This window comes from Clostridium sp. MCC345 (assembly GCF_018785345.1).
Lineage (GTDB): Bacteria > Bacillota > Clostridia > Lachnospirales > Anaerotignaceae > Anaerotignum_A > Anaerotignum_A faecicola.
Genome location: NZ_WQPP01000035.1, coordinates 81296 through 97032, shown reverse-complemented (window position 1 = coordinate 97032; position 15737 = coordinate 81296). Strand labels below are relative to the sequence as shown.

The window sequence follows — 15737 nt, the reverse complement described above, 5'->3', positions numbered from 1 at the left end:
AAAGGTCCTCCTAATGATATTTATTGTATCATAGAAGAACCTTCTAAACATTATTTTACAGAAAAAGTCTCACATACCCGCCCTTTTTGCGAACTTATCTTGATGCGGTCAGTCTTTTTTCCTTATTTTTCAAGGAATTTTCAGTTTCTTATCTCCTTCTGAAAACAAAAAGACCGCGATTCTTCCTTTCATACAAATTGAAATTAGAATTGACGGTCTTTTTTTATATGTTTGTAATTTTTTGTCAGGCAAGCTGAGCCCGATGATTTCTTTAACCCGGCTTCGGGATGATTCATCCCAAAGAGCCTTATACTCTGACCTGAAATACGCTTACCTGTCCTACAAGCTTATTGTATCATAGTGGACAAGTGATTTACAGTCGCAGTTTGGCAAGAGGCAAACACTGCCTATATTTGCAACGGTATAAATCGGAAGCTGTCTAAGATATTTTTTAATGAATAACCTTCTGTTCCTTTACAATATCCCACAGGATTGCATCCACTTTGTTATGTAAAACATCATGCTGCAGGCGATAAAGATTTTCCAGCGTAACCTTCAAATCATTATGAACAAAGCCTTCTACATTTGTAGCACGGATGCCTTCCTTTGCCATCATCATAGCCTGCAAAGAACCAAACAGGGCAACATACATTCTTGTAGCGCAGGAAGGTTTTGCACCATCACATACTACGCCGGCCATCTGAACCTGTGCTGTACACAGCATATCATTGATCTGCTGAGGAGTTAGGCCATGGAGAAATGCGACCCCGGCAGCCGCTGCAGGTGCAGCTGTTGTTGCGCAGGAGCAAGTGGGAGGCATATAAACATATTCTTTAGAAGCATATTTCATAAATGTATTCATCAGCAATGCAAAGGCTACAGCACGGTAACCATCTTCAGCACTCATCTTGCGATACTGAGAGGATGCCCAAGGAGCCATAACAACCATCAACCCTTGGTTGCCGCTAGCGGTACTTACCATGGTGGGGTAGTCACTGCCGCCCATACGAGCGTCTGCACCAGCAGTGCCCCACATTAAAACGTGTGTGATTTCATCTTCAGCTACGAAACCGCTTTCTACATTTTTACGCAAAATACGCGCTGTCTGAATACCACGAGGATTTTCCAAACCATCGGTAGCAACCTTTGTATTCATTTCAACAGCCTCTTTTGCCCGACCAAATTCGCTGATATCAGCTGTTTTGCACCAATTATAGATGTTCTCAATCGTAAAAACATCCCAGTCAACGTCATTTGCGGGAATCAGCATTTCGCCCGCGGGTTTGCGATTGTCAACAAGCACCTTGCCATCCGCTTCCAAATATGTCCATGTATGATGTTCATCCTCAAAGATAACTGTTGCAACGTGTTCATCTGTCGTGAGGGTCAGCTTGAAATACACCTGTTTACCGGTGCTATTGTCCATGTCCAGTGTAAACTCAGCATTCTGAATCAATTCTTCTGCTGCAACAACGTCTTCAGGGCGAATATTGTGCAGTACTTCTTTACAAGCCTCTGCATCACCGTTTACAATACCTACAGCAGATGCCAAGAATGCGCCGGTTTTACCGCCAGTATTGGGAATACCGACCGCCTGGACACCAGTAACCATTAAGCCGCAACCCACCATGTCAACACGCAACACCTTACCAGGAGCGTGCTTGCGGGTAATTGCACCTGCCAAAGCAAACATCATAGGCTCTGTGCAACCCAAAGCGGGGGAAGCTTCCTTGTCCAACAGTTCTCTAAAAATTGTCTTACTCATACTCATTTCCTTCCTTTCTTTTCTTTCGCGTTTTTTGATTGAATTTATTATTGTTGATATATCTCATAATTCATGCGATATATATCTAACTAAATCTGTATTGTTTCTAGTTGAGGATATTCCTTTGTCAAAAATTCCCTGTTTTTACATAGTTCTTAATCTGTTCCACGCTCTTCCCACAAATGCCTAAAACCTCTGCAGAGCGACCGTTTACAAACCAATTTGTATCATGAGCCACACCAACCAATGTAATAACAGCGTCCATAATAGGAGTTTCAATTCCTAACAAATCAGCGATGGAGGCCCAGCAAACCAATGCAATGGGAATATCTTCCGTAAGATAACGATAATGGATGTCATTAGGACCGGCAATGGATGTCAGCGCATGGCAACCATGACCCATAGCATACAGAGCCTCCCATGATTCGATTTTTTCAACACCAGCAAAATCCTCCAAAGCATGAATCCGATAGCCCAGAGCTTTCCCAATAGCCAGGCGTTCTTCATTCAAAAGCACGTCAATCTTCAAGCCAGAGGGCTGAAAACCATGTTCATATAGGAAGAAGGTAAAATCTGGCTTTTCAATGTTACTCAGGTTCACCAGACACGGTCCGGGATGCACTGTGGGGTTAATTAAGCTCAATCCGCATTCCAGAATATCCGCATACATACCTGGAAATTCATAGATGTCTTTTCTTACCTGATCATAGTATTTTTCTCCGGCAGAAGCAGGAAAAAATGCAATGGGTGCCAAGTGCCGCTCAAACATACGAACCTTGCCAGGCTCAACTCGCCTTGCGCTAAAGGGAGGAATAGTAGATTCTGCAAAAATGGGGCAGGACGCATCCTCTTCCCATACATTTTTGTAAATCAGGGAAGCCATGCAACCATTGAACGTAATCAGAATCTGCTGTGCAGTGGTATGTCCCTTCAGAATTCTTGCATATTCTTCGTGGCGATTGCCGGGGACACACAGAATGATATAATCTGCACCTTTTACCGCCTCGTCAATATCGGAAGTAACGACATCAATTTTTTCTTTTGCTTCAAATACACCGACACATTCAATTTCGTGTGTGTCTACGATTTTTTGGATTCTGGAAATCAGGTAGTCTGGCGCAAATAAACGTACCTCATGCCCATTGGACTTCAGGTCAACCGCAACAGTTTGCGCAATATTACCAGTACCAAGAACAGCTATTCTTTTCATTTTTTACCATTTCCTTTCTTTTTGTTTTTATTTTATACTTATACACTTTCCGTGAATAAGCCCTCCTTTTTGTCGCGAGATTTGATTATGAAATAGCGAACAATGCATACAACCGCAACAACACAGCCGGAATAACCGCAATAGGTCATAATATAGTTCAACAGGGTTTCATAGGGGACAAACAGTGTGATGATATATACACATATCCCGGCAATCACACAAATTAGCTTATATTTTTTACTCTTATCATCTTTAGCCAGCATAGACGCACAAGTCCACAACATCGGGCAGATGGTAGAAAAAATTGCTGCCAGAATGATGATTGCAAACAACAGAGATAAAATGATTCCGGCATTTCCACCGAAAACGTTGTTCGCCAGCAGCAGATTAGGGATGGAGGCCTGTACAGCTGCCTGAATGTTTCCGATATGGTTAAGACCCATCAGAAAGGAAACCAACATGATGCCACCGGAGCTGATAATCATAATGAGCTGATTATATATGAATTTATATTCTCTTAAATTGTAGCCAATTGTACCAACAAATGCGGAAACTAGTAACAGATTGCAGCCTGCAAATGACAAACCCGCTGTAACCCAGTTGGAACCAGCACGAATCACATCCACATCGCCACTATTGATAGCTGCATTTCCTTCCGCAATCATCGGATAGTATCTAAAGGCAGCTACAATACCGATAAACAGCGTGAATAATACAATAATCGGTCCAACCTTACCAATAATATCTATAATCTTGTTTAAACCCATGACAGCAATTGTAACCGAAAGCACTACACCGATGGCGGAGCCAATTGGAATGGAAATTCCCCATTGCTGGTGAATCACATTGCCAAATCCGGAAATCATAAACATATAACAGCAAGCGTTAAACAGCCATGCAAAAACCTGAAATAATTTCCCAAATACATTACCGGCATAGAAATCATAAATTCCCGCTAAATCTTGCAGTCCGCGCGTACGACCTGCATAAGAATATGCAATATAAGCCAAGCAAGAAAGCAGCAGTGCGATAGCAGCAACACCTAGACTAGCCCAAACAGAGCCCCAGCCAGAAAAATACTGCATCGTTTCCTGTCCGCTGGCAAATCCAGAACCTATCAGATATGCAAACATTGCACCGATTAGATTGAGCATCAATCCAAGTCCTATTTTTTTATTTCCCACTTTTCATATTCCTCCTTTTCTGTTTTCTTTGAAGGCTTGATTTTTTCTAGCCTTACCCAATACGTTCGTTAAATTTTTTCCTTTATGGTATTACACAAATCCGTTATAACGTACTTCAACTATAATCTATTTCTTAAAATTGGTCAATATCTAATAATGAATAAATGTTATAGCGAAAATTTATTCAATATAACGATTTTTTTGGAGTGAAATGTCAAAATTAGACACAAATTTGCTCTGCTCACTTGACAAGAAGGCGGAAGTGGAGTAAATTACATTTCATAGGCGGTCAATTTAGCGAACGCACTAATTGAGGAAAAGGATGATATAATATGGAAAGCTACTTGGAATTAGGAGAACGGTTAAAAGAAATTAGAGGCAATATGGGGCTTAGCCTAGAACAGGTGTCTGCATTAACAGGCGTAAGCAAAACCATGCTTAGCCAAATCGAATCCTCGAAATCTATTCCAACAATAGCTACTGTTTTCAAAATTGCCAATGGATTAAAAATCAAAGTAGATTCTTTGTTGAGCGGTAAAAGAAAGCAATATTATGAGATTATCACTATCAATAACCTATCCCCTGTGATTGATAATCATGAACGAGTTTATATGTACTGCATTTTTCCATTTTCTCCAACAACGGGATTCGAAGTTTATTATTGTATTTACAAATCAGGATGTGACCACGAATCTGTAACCCATCAAAACGCAAAAATGGAATACCTTACAGTTTTTCAGGGAGAACTGGAGTTGGTTGTTGAAAATCGTTCTTATATCGTGAAAAGTGGAGAGGCTATTGAGTTTGATGCAACATTGCCTCATAAATATATTAATAAAGGTGAAACGGATGTTATTGCGCAGGCTCTTTTAAGTTATTAAAGAGTTTATGAGATTTTCTCTGTAGATAATATATCCTGAATCATAGAAAAGGTCTTGTACTGAACTGAACCATTTTGTGCGGACAGCACAAAAAAGACTTTTGTAGAATTAAATTAGCTATTTAGAAACTGGCATCGTAATTCCATCGGTGTCAGTTTTGTTCTTGTCTGGATCCTTTGATAATTGTAAAAATATATGTATTCATCAATGATACTGCGTGCTTCTTCAAAACTGCTAAGTTTTGTTCTGTAGATGCATTCTGTTTTTAGTATAGAAAAGAAATTTTCAGCAGGTGCATTATCATAAGGGTTGCCCTTCCTTGACATAGACGGAGTTATGCCGTATGCTTGAGTCAGCTTAAAATATCCGTGTGAGGTATATTGAAAGCCTTGGTCACTGTGGAGTTGCAGCTCTGCAGTGACCCCTTCTTTTCTCTTTGCTTTTCTTATCGTATTTAATACCAACTGATTATTCTGCCCCGTACCAGTCTGATATGCAACAATACTGTTATCATATAAATCTCTGATGATTGATAAATATAAAGTCCCTTGAAGTGTTTTGATATAGGAAATATCTGTTACCCATTTCTGATTCGGTCTGTCAGCGTGGAAATTTCTATTCAGCAGATTTGGATAACGGTGCAGCGTATCTCTGTAATGCTTGTATTTTCTGCAACGTATTACAGCAAGAAGGTTATATTTACGCATAATACGAAGAACTGTTTTTGGATTCTTATGCACGCCTTGCCGTTCCAGCCAGATATGTACTCTGCGGTATCCATAAGTGTTGCGGCATTGCTCCTGACACTGTTGTATCATCTGATCCAACGGCAGATCTTTAGCCGGAGTATCTAATCTGTTTACAAAATCGTAATAGCCACTTCTGGACACTTCGAAGAAGCGACACATTTCACTGATAGAATAACTATCCTTGTGACGATAGATTACCTTATATTTTACAGAGGCTTTCACTCCTTTCCGATAAGCGAGAGAAAATCCCGCAGCAGTTGATTTTCCATTTTCAATCTTTTGATTTCATCGTTATAGTCCCGCAGATTTTCTTTTGGTTTTCTTCCGCGCTTTTTAGGTAAAGAATTTTCTTTCGGATGATTGATTCGATATACTAAATTTCTGATTACTTTTTCATTTTTAAGCCCCAAATCTTCAGCAATCTCCGAATAAGAATGCCCTTCGTGGATTAATTTCATGATAATAGGTGTTAAAACTTCGATTTTTTTAGACATAAAAAAGCCTCCTATCATAGTTTAATTCTACAATAAGAGGTCTTTTTTTACTATTGTCCGATTTTACTGGTTCAGTTCAGTACTTAATGTCTACTGAATAAATCACTTTGCGGTTTATTCGCGCGGCAGTAGCTGCGCAATTTTATAAAAAAGCTCACAAAGTGCACTTTTATGGAATTCAGCCATTTTTACAATGCGAATTTCCACCGATGTGTTACAGCGCACCCGTAGAGAGTGCAAGGCTTTTGGATTTGTTCAGTGTGCATTAAGTAACAAAGCCATCGACTGGGAACGGCATATTGAGAGTCACAAATCCTCTGTCCGCTGTAAAGTAGAACATGTATTCCGTATTATCAAGTGCCAGTTCGGCTATAGGAAAACCGCATATCGTGGGCTGATGAAGAACAAAAATCGACTCTACGCTATGTTCGCTTGTGCAAATTTATATGCTCTTGCAATTGCCGGGCGAAAACTTTCTACAAGCTGAGATAGGGGTAGTCTTCCCTTTGTCAACAGGTCCTATATTTTCTGTAAAATCTAATTGTCATAATTGTCAAGAGTGTTAAGAATATTTAACCCACCTCAAACTTGGAAGAATTAACATAACAAAAGGGTGGGTTATTTTTTTAAAACCCACCCCAAACTTGGAAGAAAAACGAATTATAAAACAAAATTTTTTTAGTCAACCCACTCTAAATTTCTAATAGCCTTTTTGTACAAAGGAATGCAGCTCCAAGACAATTTGCCCCGGAGCTGCCGGATGAAAAATCTTTTTTGAAAAAGCAACCTTGAAAATATTATTTTCAAAGTCTAAAGGAAACTGCCACAAAAAATTGTGCTTAGCAGCCAGAAAAAATTTCCTATATGAACGCTAAGAATGTTTTTTTTATTACTCCAACTTTTTTACAAATTCTTTAAAAAATCTGCTAAATTATCAGCATTGACTATGAACTTATAGGACCTTTTTAGAATATTTCTGTAGCTTGCATGATCTACTTGACCATTGAAACCGATAAGTATACAGAATCTTAACTCGCAATTGCTACATACATTTTTTGAACTTATACTTATTCCATAACTTGTTCTTCCTCTATTTATGAATATTACGGTGCGGCAAAGCCGCCAGTCCGCTGTGGCGAGAGCCACCTGTCCGGACTAACGGAGCCACCCCATTTTGTTTATTAAGTTACTTTGCCATTGCTGGATCCAGTCCATATACTTCTCTCATAGAGAGGTCTTTAGATGGGTCAACACTTTCAATATCGATTTTATAGGAATCATACGATATACGATCCATGATGGCATCGGCAAGAGTACTTTCACCATCACAGATTTGCTGGTACCATTCACTTTCACGGAACTGAGAACAAAAGATCGTTGAAGATTTTTTTCGTCTTTTATGTATCAGTTCAAAAAGATTTCTGGCTTCAGCTTCTGTCAGTTTAAGAAGCAGCCACTCATCAATAATCAGTACTATTGGCTTGGTGTATTTCTTCAGGACAGTCGAGAAAGTTCCGTTGTCCCTGGCAGCCTGTAAGTCCAATAATAGATCAGGAAGTCGTACATACCGTACTGAGTAATAGTGCTTGCATGCTTCCATGCCAAAGGCACAGGCCATATAAGTTTTACCACTTCCGGTTGCTCCAGTAATAAAGATGTTCCGGTATTCTGTAATGTATTCACAGGTTGCCAGACGGTTGATCAGTGCTTTGTTCAGCTTTCGTCCAGAATGGTAATCAATCGCTGCGCTGCTGGCATCTGGCTGTTCAAACTCAGCCTGACGGATCAGCCTTTTCAGACGATTGTTTTTGCGGTTGCTGTATTCGACATCAACAAGCATGCCGAACCGATCTTCGAATGGAACTTCCTTCATTGCAGGATCATCCATCTGGATGCGGAATGCATCTGCCATAGCAGACAGACGCATTTCAATAAGTTTATCGATTGTACTTTGATTTGTCATGATTGTTTGCCTCCATAGTATCTGGCTCCTCTAGTTATGCCGTGTGGTTTTACTACTTGAGATGATTCTGGTTCAGTACTAGGACATCCTTCGCTGCAGCCAACAGATTTTTGATACTTTTATAGCTGGGTTTACCGGAATAAGAAAGTGCCTTAGCACAGATCTGCTCCAACCTTTCTGGTGAATATTTTTCTGCCAGTTTCAATAATCCCATGCAGCTTCTGTAGGATTGCTGTTCAATCCTGCCGGAGGTAAGTATTGCATCGACAACCTTACTTGTGTTAATTCCAATCGAATCAGCCCACTTACGGAACCGGTCACCGTTCCATTCCAGATATTTCTGGTGTTCCTGCGGCATATGTTCTGTCACAGTAGAATACTGACCACTTCTTCCATAGAGTCTTCTGTGAGAGTCAATACGATTGTGATTATAAAATATTTCAACCGTTGTATCTGTTATATGCACATCAACCTTATTTTTGATATACTGATAAGGCACGGAGTAGAACATTCTGTCTACTGCGATGTGATAGTTAAACTGGATGGTGGCTTGTTTCCACTCAGCCAGTTCAAAAGGTGTAGCAGGCAACGGAGCCAGTAATGGCATTTCTTCCCCAAGAAATAAACTAAGTCTGCTACATTCTTTTTTCTGGAATTTACGGGCATTGTAGGCATCCAGTTTTTCACGGATAGATGAATTCAGTTCTGCAAGAGAGAAAAACTGCTCATTGCGAAGAGCTGCTGTTATCCATGTGGATATCTTTCCTACTGATCCCTTTACATTCGGTTTATCCTTTGGTTTCCGGACTCTTTCCGGAAGGATAGCAAGATTGTAATGTTCTGCCATCTCACGATAAGTTGTGTTTAAGGCAGTGTTGTACCAGTCACTCTTTTTATGATTCACTGCGGTTGTACAGTTATCAGAAACGAGCATAGGTGTAACACCGCCAAAGAAATCAAACATCTGGACATGAGCTTTGATCCAGTTGTCGGTTTTCTCATTCATATATGCTTTTACAAAAGCATACTGACTGTAAGTTAATACACCTACAAATATCCATGCATCTGTGATTTCTCCGGTGTCCGGATCAATGATGTGGGCAGGATCACCGGTCCAGTCAACTTCAATCTGTTCCCCTGGTTTTCTGGGGATATGCATGGTAGCCCTGCGTTTTTCTTCATCCTTCTGGATGTAGTAGCAGAACTGAGAATACATTAGAGGCTCTTCGTTGCTCATGCGACACTCTGCTCACAGTATTCTACCCAGAGAAGCTTTTTGTTTACGTCGTTCCGATTCCATTTTCCTGGTGCCAATTCCACATAGAAAAGTTGTGAAATCATCAATCTCAGCATATAAAAAATAGACTTTAACCTAAGTTTGAGATAAAGGCTCCAAATCATCCATTTTTAAGCTGCCGAAAAGGCTTAAGGGCTTGCCATCTGCAATACACAGATAGCAAGCCCTTTTCGCCCCTAAAATAATTTACATTAAATATATTTTTCTCACTTTTTGGGATACTTCATTTTGCTTTCTTTTTCCCAAGCATAGTTATCTTGCAATCGCAACTGTCTTTGTGGAAGGAACCCAAATCACATTTGCGCCCAATTCCTCGGAAATATAGCGAATGGGAACCATCGTGCGTCCGTTGCTGATGATGGGTGCTGCGCCAAAGTCTTCCAATTCCTGATTGATTCTCATGGTCAAGACCTTGCCGTCAATCACGATGGTAACTGTCTTTGTATCCTGCGCCCAGCTTACATTTGCACCGAATGCCTCTGCAATAAATCTCAGCGGAACCATCGTTCTGTTCTGCGAAATCAAGGGTGCCGCATCCAAAATCTTGTTTTCATTATTCAGCACAACACCATTATTGCCAATCTGCATGCTAATTGTTGTTAGGCTCTCCTTTTCCACAACGAAATAGCTGCCTTCCTCTACCACATAACCAACAACCGCATTCGCCTTTGCATCATAGCTGCCGCCAACAATTTCCAGCTTGCCTGTTTCGGCGTTCAATCTTGCCAAGGTCAGTTGATTTACATTCTTCACATCCTTGGTGTCCGCAGGAATTTTCAAAACCGCAGGGTTCGCAAAATCCTTACCGGAAACATTTGTACCCTCTGTTACCAGTGTTACCTTATCATCCGCCTTCGCTGCATTTGCCGCCGCCGCATTTGCTTCTGCTGTGGTTTCTGCTATTTTTACGGTATCATTCTTGTCCTCCACGGTAGGAGATACAGCAGGCTTTTCTTCGGGTTTTTCTGTAGGCTTTTCCGCAGGCTTACTGCTGCCGCCACCGCCGCCACCGCCACCGGAATGTCGATTGGAAACGGTCAGTGTTCCATTGGCATAAATAATATCATAATTATCATTTGACAGCGTACCGGTGATGTTGATTGCGATTTTGCCGGCTTTGTTCATATCCGGTGTCTGCGCATAGGTCAATGTTACATCGCCGTTCAGGCGATCTGTACCGACCAAACCCTCTACCTTATAATCCTTACCTGCTTCCGGATTGCTCAGATCCGGCACATCGCTGCCGATGTAGGCGTTCTTGTCCAATGCCGTCACGGTAACCGTTTTCTTCGCCACCTTCACTGTAAGGTTTTTCTGTACTGTGTTGTAGTTGCTGCTGTTGTCCTCGGTGTAAGTAGCAGCAAAGGTTTTCTCTCCCACATTGCCAACCGAAGTATCGGGAGTATCCCAAGCCCATCCCTTCGGCAGAGGTACATCCTTCAGTGTGCTGCCATAAACAGCGTTCAATTCGGTCGGCGTGGTCGGGTTAGGCGTTGCCTTGCCGATAGTAAAGGTTCCGCTTGCTGTACCGGTATAGTTGCCTTTGCCGGTGACGGTCACGATTGCCTGTCCGACGTTCGTATTATCACTGGCAGAAATTGTGTACCGGTCATTAGGAATCGTTTCACCGTCTAACTGAACTGTTACCGCATCAGCGGCCGGAATTTGAGCCTGACCGGTATATGTATAGCTGCCGGATACCGTCACTTGGGCACCGGTCAAGCTTTTTGCATTGACAGTCAGAGAAATTTCCTTCTCCTTTGTGGTAATCGTTTCATAGTTGTTTTCTGTATCTGCACTGGGAGTAAACACCACTTTGTACGAGTAAGTTCCCACTGTGGGAATCGTATCCTTTACATCATCCGACCAAGTGAATGTACCGTATTGGGTACTGCCTCCGCTCAAGAGGCTATCCGACACCTTTTCCCCGCAGGTAAGTGCGCTTGCCGTTGGCCAACTGATTTCAGGGGCCGCTGCCTTGCTGATGACAAAGGTTTTTTTTGCTGTACCGATATAGTTGCCTATGCCGGTAACGGTCACGGTTGCTGTGCCCGCATTGGTGTGATTCGTATAGGCAAGCGTATAATCGGTGCCCTTAATGAGCTGTGTTCCATTTTTTAATGTTACGCTTACAGCGGGGGTAATCGGAGAGCCTGTATAGGTAAACGATTCGCCCTCTACCGCAACATCTGCTCTTCCAATCCCGGCCTGCCGAATAAATACTTTCTTCGTTTCTGCCTGCTCTGCCATATTTTGCGATCCTACAAATTTTGCGATGAGCGTGTGCCATCCATTTTCGAGATTCGCTTTTGCGGTGTCGATGGTAAAGGTCAGCTCTTTGCCGGAGGTTACATCTTTCGCCTCAGTAAGCTGCCTGTCTCCTTCGTAAATTGCCATCTGGCCCGCCTGAGGTGTACTAAGTGCTCGCACCTTTCTAATAGGAGCCTTGCCGGTTGCCTTAGGTGTCACAGTGACGTAGATAGGATCGCCGTAGGCATAGAAACTCACTTTCACTCCGCCGCTAAACTCAGTCCCGGACTGCGCAATGGTGTACTGCACTGTTGCCGTCTGTCCCTCCACGGTAACAGCGGCGGTATAGGTGCCCGCATCGGTGGGCGTTCCGGTAATAACGGTGCCATCCTTGGTATAGGTAATGTCCGATACAGTCACACCGGAGATAAGGTTTTTTTCCAGAACTGCGGCCTTTCCTTTTCCGTCATAGATCAAATTATCCGCAGGAGCCTTGATAATCACACTGCCACCGTTGCCTTCGGGCAGTCCGCAGTTTTCTGCCGTACAATGTTCCGTAATAGTTGTACCGTCCTGACTGACGATGTACTCCCAGCTATGCTGGTGTGTCTGAAGCTGCACGATTTTGCCGTCCTCCGATAGGGCGATACCATAGTCGGGAATGTCAGAGGTGAAGTTTCCTTTCTGAATCCAGCCTCCATCAGTTGCCTTGGCGATGGTGATCGGGTTTCCATCTGTAGGATTATGAAAGGATCTCACACCGATGCGGGTATCTTCATGCAGTTTACCGGTCACCTGAATGATTTTCCCATCAAACAAAACCACATTTTTTCCGCCATTTCCAGTGTTGTCGGTAATTGTTACCTTGCCTTTGCCGGTGACCTGAAAGGCTTTGTCCTTGAAGTACACGCCGCCGCCATAAGTAGCGGTGTTGCCGGTAATTTTGCCGCCGTGCAGAATCATCTCTGCGGTGTTGGGGCTTATGATTGCACCGCAGTACACACCGCCGCCATAAGTAGCGGTGTTGCCGGTAATCTCGCCGCCGTACATTTCAAATTTACTGTACTCTCTCAGAAATACGCCTCCGCCTGACGGTTTTACGTTGATATCTGAACCTGAATAGGTTGCATGGTTATTTGTGATTTTTCCGCCGTACATGATGAATGTTGAGGGATTGCTACTACTGCCCCAGCAAAACACGCCGGCACCGTGGACAGTCTCATTTCCGGTAATCGTCCCTCCGTACAGATGGATTGTTCCACCCACTTGGTCGGTGGATACACCGTGCTGAAAGCCGGTAATCGTGCCGCCGTACATGTCAAAGGTGCTTCCTGTTGAGAGGGAAATGCCACCTTTCTTGTATACTTCACTGCCTTCCCTGCAAAGCTTGCCGGTTGTCCCGCAGTCGGTCAGCGTCAACTTTCCGTTTCCAGGAATCTCCACGAAACCCTTGCCGGAGAAGGTCATCTTATGTCCATTCAAACAAAGCACCACATTCGACGGGCTCCAAGTGCTATTCAGCGTGACATCCTGTGTCAGGTAGTAGCCGTCCACACCTGCAGGCATAGAGGTCGGCATCTGAGGCTTTGCGGGATTTTCCTTATAGGGATTCCACGGCTGAAAATTCAACTTATTTTCTTCCGTATGATTGACAATGGCGGTGTTGTGTGTACCACCACAGACACAGTGCGCCGTATGCCCCTGTGTGCGAAGCCACACCACACCGTTCTCCCGATACAGCTCGTTTGTGAGCACATCATCCGGGAAGAGGTTGTTGAAATATTTCCCGCCGTTTTCGTCAGTAACGGGGATGGGTGCCTCGGAGGAATCCGAATTCCCTACAGAAATGCCAAAGCGTGCAGCGTCATTCAGCTTCCCGAAGGAGAGCGTTTTCCCTGTGTGAAGCAGAATATTTTTCGTCTTATTCTCAATTACCTTTGCTCCGCCGCTGAGGGTAAGCGTGCCATCCCGATAGTCCACGCCTATGGTGTTTTTGGTAATGGAACCGCCTTTCATCGTACATGTCCCGCTATCAAGCAGTACACCGGTGGTATTGCCACTGATTTCGCCGCTGTGCAGGTTGAACGTGCCGCCTGTCACCGCAACGCCGGAGGAGCTACCGCTGATTTTGCCTTTCCCACAGTCCATCAGAGTGAAGGTGCTGTCGGTGCCTACGGTAATTGCAGGAGCATCGCTCTGGGCTGTGATGCTCTTTCCGTTCAGGCAAAGCGAAATGTCCCGATTTGGAGCTGCCCATACTGTGCTCAGTACGACATCTTTGCTCAGACAGTAGTATTTTGTGTCTGATGTGTCTCCTGTGATTTCACCCAAAGAGTTAACCTCCTTGAATTCTGTCTGCGTGCCGTTATCCAGTCGGTGTATATGAGGGGTTACAATGGAATACGTCCCCTCATTATTTTGCTTGACCCTCCCGTAGCTTTTATCCAGAGAAATGTCCGCAGAGCCGATTTTTCTTTGCCGCCAGATGTCATTCTTCCCATTTTCATTTAACAGCCAGGTCACTTCGCCGGTGCCCATCACCTTCTGCGTCTTGGATATTACTGTGAATTTGTCTCCATCCTTGTATAGTTCACCGTTGTATGTTGCACCGCCGAATCTTGGTTCGGAGTGGTAATAGTAACAGTTTTTGATTGTACCACCTTTTGCAATGGCATAGTCTTTCGGCACATAGGAATTGCCTATGAACCCATCCGTTCGGAGTTTACCATCAAACAGGCAGTTTTTAATTGTGCCTGAATTTTCATAGGCAATGCCCGCAGCAGAGGCTTCATCCGGAATACGACCCGGAAATTTTGGATTTCCCGTTCCCGTCCCTACCGCACTCAGGCAGTTTTCGATTATGCCACTATTTTGGTAGGCGATGATGCCGATCTCCCCCGCAACATAGAGCGTATAATTGACCATAACACTGCAGCGCCGGATAGTGCCTGCGTTATACGCCGCAATCAGTCCGCATTTGGTAATATTGAAATTGTTGGGGTTCGTCGCAGAACCGATGTTTTCAACCTTCACAACCACATCCTGTATTGTACCGCCTGATCCAATCCAGCCGAAAAGGCCCTTTTCAGAAATTTGGTCTGGCTTAGTGTGGTCCCCCAGCCGAAAATTGCTTATGATATAGGCGTTTCCGTCAAAGGTGCCGGTGTAGGGCTTTTTCTGGGTTCCAATGGGCTCCCAACTGACGTTATTCAGGTCAATGTCATGCAGCAGTCTGGCATGAATATTAGCTTTTCCGCTATTCACCGTATCCCGAAACCATGCCAACTCCTCTGCGTTGGTAATCTGGTAGGGGGATTGTTTTGTGCCTTCTCCCTTCGGCTGTTTGTTTGTTGTTTCTGCCGCAACAGCCTGCAGAGTTTCAATTTCTTCGGCATTTTCTCTGGGGCTATCCTCTACGTTCGGCAGTGCATTGATTTGCTCCTGTCCTGAGCAGGCCTCACATTCATAGGTGCAGGGCGTTCCCTCTGTAGCAGGGGAATAGCCGCAGTCCGCATTATGCTCATGTCGGCAGTCTAATTTTTCTGTGATACAGCCGCTTTCCTCACTGCATTCATGGGTACAGGTATGCGGCTCTCTTTCCGCCACATTCTCTGCCACATTCTCTGATGCACTGTCCTTCGCAACAGGATAACAGCTCTCCCCATGCTCATGCACACACTGCTTTATCGGTGCATAGCAATCCTCTGTATGCACATGCCCGCAGGGTGTTCCCTTCTCTCCTTCCGTATACCCACAATCCTCTGTATGCTGCGTGTGGTGTATACATAAGCCTACATCAGCAGGGGATTCAACCTCTGCCGCCGCTATCTGCATTTGCGGCATGGTCAAAATCATTACCGCTGTCAATAAAAATGCGGTCAATCTCTTTCGATTTCCCATTTATACTCTCTCCCTTCTTTTTCCTCATTTTCTGTCGGATATAC

8 protein-coding genes and 2 pseudogenes are annotated in these 15737 nt (G+C 43.6%); 2 read left to right on the top strand and 8 right to left on the bottom strand.

All coding sequences use genetic code 11. The features are described from left to right. Nucleotides 1-451: 451 nt before the first annotated feature. From GPK49_RS08455 to GPK49_RS08445, 3 genes are all read right to left on the bottom strand, one after another. The gene (locus GPK49_RS08455) at nucleotides 452-1765 is read right to left on the bottom strand and encodes an L-serine ammonia-lyase, iron-sulfur-dependent, subunit alpha (protein ID WP_215677426.1); all 1314 of its coding nucleotides are present in this window, start codon (nucleotides 1763-1765) and stop codon (nucleotides 452-454) included. A 127-nt stretch (nucleotides 1766-1892) separates the two neighbouring features. Then, a complete protein-coding gene (locus GPK49_RS08450) occupies nucleotides 1893-2975 on the bottom strand; it encodes an NAD/NADP-dependent octopine/nopaline dehydrogenase family protein (RefSeq protein WP_215677425.1) in 1083 nt (360 codons plus the stop codon). 38 nt (nucleotides 2976-3013) lie between these two features. Next, nucleotides 3014-4159, bottom strand: a complete 1146-nt coding sequence (locus GPK49_RS08445) for a hypothetical protein (protein ID WP_215677423.1) — start codon at nucleotides 4157-4159, stop codon at nucleotides 3014-3016. A 332-nt stretch (nucleotides 4160-4491) separates the two neighbouring features. Here GPK49_RS08445 and GPK49_RS08440 point away from each other — a divergent pair, with 332 nt between their 5' ends. Continuing rightward, the gene (locus tag GPK49_RS08440; RefSeq protein WP_215677421.1) at nucleotides 4492-5040 is read left to right on the top strand and encodes a helix-turn-helix domain-containing protein; all 549 of its coding nucleotides are present in this window, start codon (nucleotides 4492-4494) and stop codon (nucleotides 5038-5040) included. 113 nt (nucleotides 5041-5153) lie between these two features. Here GPK49_RS08440 and GPK49_RS08435 read toward each other — a convergent pair whose 3' ends face one another. After that, a complete protein-coding gene (locus tag GPK49_RS08435) occupies nucleotides 5154-6011 on the bottom strand; it encodes an IS3 family transposase (protein WP_215677419.1) in 858 nt (285 codons plus the stop codon). Beyond that, a complete protein-coding gene (locus tag GPK49_RS08430) occupies nucleotides 6008-6283 on the bottom strand; it encodes a hypothetical protein (protein WP_215677438.1) in 276 nt (91 codons plus the stop codon). Before GPK49_RS08430 ends, GPK49_RS08435 begins: the two co-directional genes overlap by 4 nt. A gap of 295 nt (nucleotides 6284-6578) precedes the next feature. Between GPK49_RS08430 and GPK49_RS08425 the strand changes: the two are divergent. Further along, nucleotides 6579-6770: pseudogene (locus GPK49_RS08425) on the top strand (transposase); the annotation flags it as partial. Between the two features lie 699 nt (nucleotides 6771-7469). Here the strand turns inward: GPK49_RS08425 and istB are convergent. From istB to GPK49_RS08410, 3 genes and pseudogenes are all read right to left on the bottom strand, one after another. Then, complete coding sequence (istB, locus tag GPK49_RS08420; RefSeq protein WP_215677415.1) at nucleotides 7470-8246, bottom strand: IS21-like element helper ATPase IstB; 777 nt, start codon at nucleotides 8244-8246, stop codon at nucleotides 7470-7472. Then, nucleotides 8243-9539: pseudogene (gene istA, locus GPK49_RS08415) on the bottom strand (IS21 family transposase); the annotation flags it as partial. The gene istB and the pseudogene istA, both read right to left, overlap by 4 nt. Before the next feature lie 256 nt (nucleotides 9540-9795). Continuing rightward, nucleotides 9796-15693: a stalk domain-containing protein gene (locus GPK49_RS08410; protein WP_318283883.1), complete on the bottom strand. Its 5898-nt coding sequence runs from the start codon at nucleotides 15691-15693 to the stop codon at nucleotides 9796-9798. Between the last annotated feature and the right edge of the window lie 44 nt (nucleotides 15694-15737).

Coding starts and splice junctions, on each gene's coding strand:
- GPK49_RS08410 (WP_318283883.1), bottom strand. CDS start 15,693: ATGGGAAATCGAAAGAGATTGACCGCATTTTTATTGACAGCGGTAATG.
- GPK49_RS08430 (WP_215677438.1), bottom strand. CDS start 6,283: ATGTCTAAAAAAATCGAAGTTTTAACACCTATTATCATGAAATTAATC.
- GPK49_RS08455 (WP_215677426.1), bottom strand. CDS start 1,765: ATGAGTAAGACAATTTTTAGAGAACTGTTGGACAAGGAAGCTTCCCCC.
- GPK49_RS08450 (WP_215677425.1), bottom strand. CDS start 2,975: ATGAAAAGAATAGCTGTTCTTGGTACTGGTAATATTGCGCAAACTGTT.
- istB (WP_215677415.1), bottom strand. CDS start 8,246: ATGACAAATCAAAGTACAATCGATAAACTTATTGAAATGCGTCTGTCT.
- GPK49_RS08440 (WP_215677421.1), top strand. CDS start 4,492: ATGGAAAGCTACTTGGAATTAGGAGAACGGTTAAAAGAAATTAGAGGC.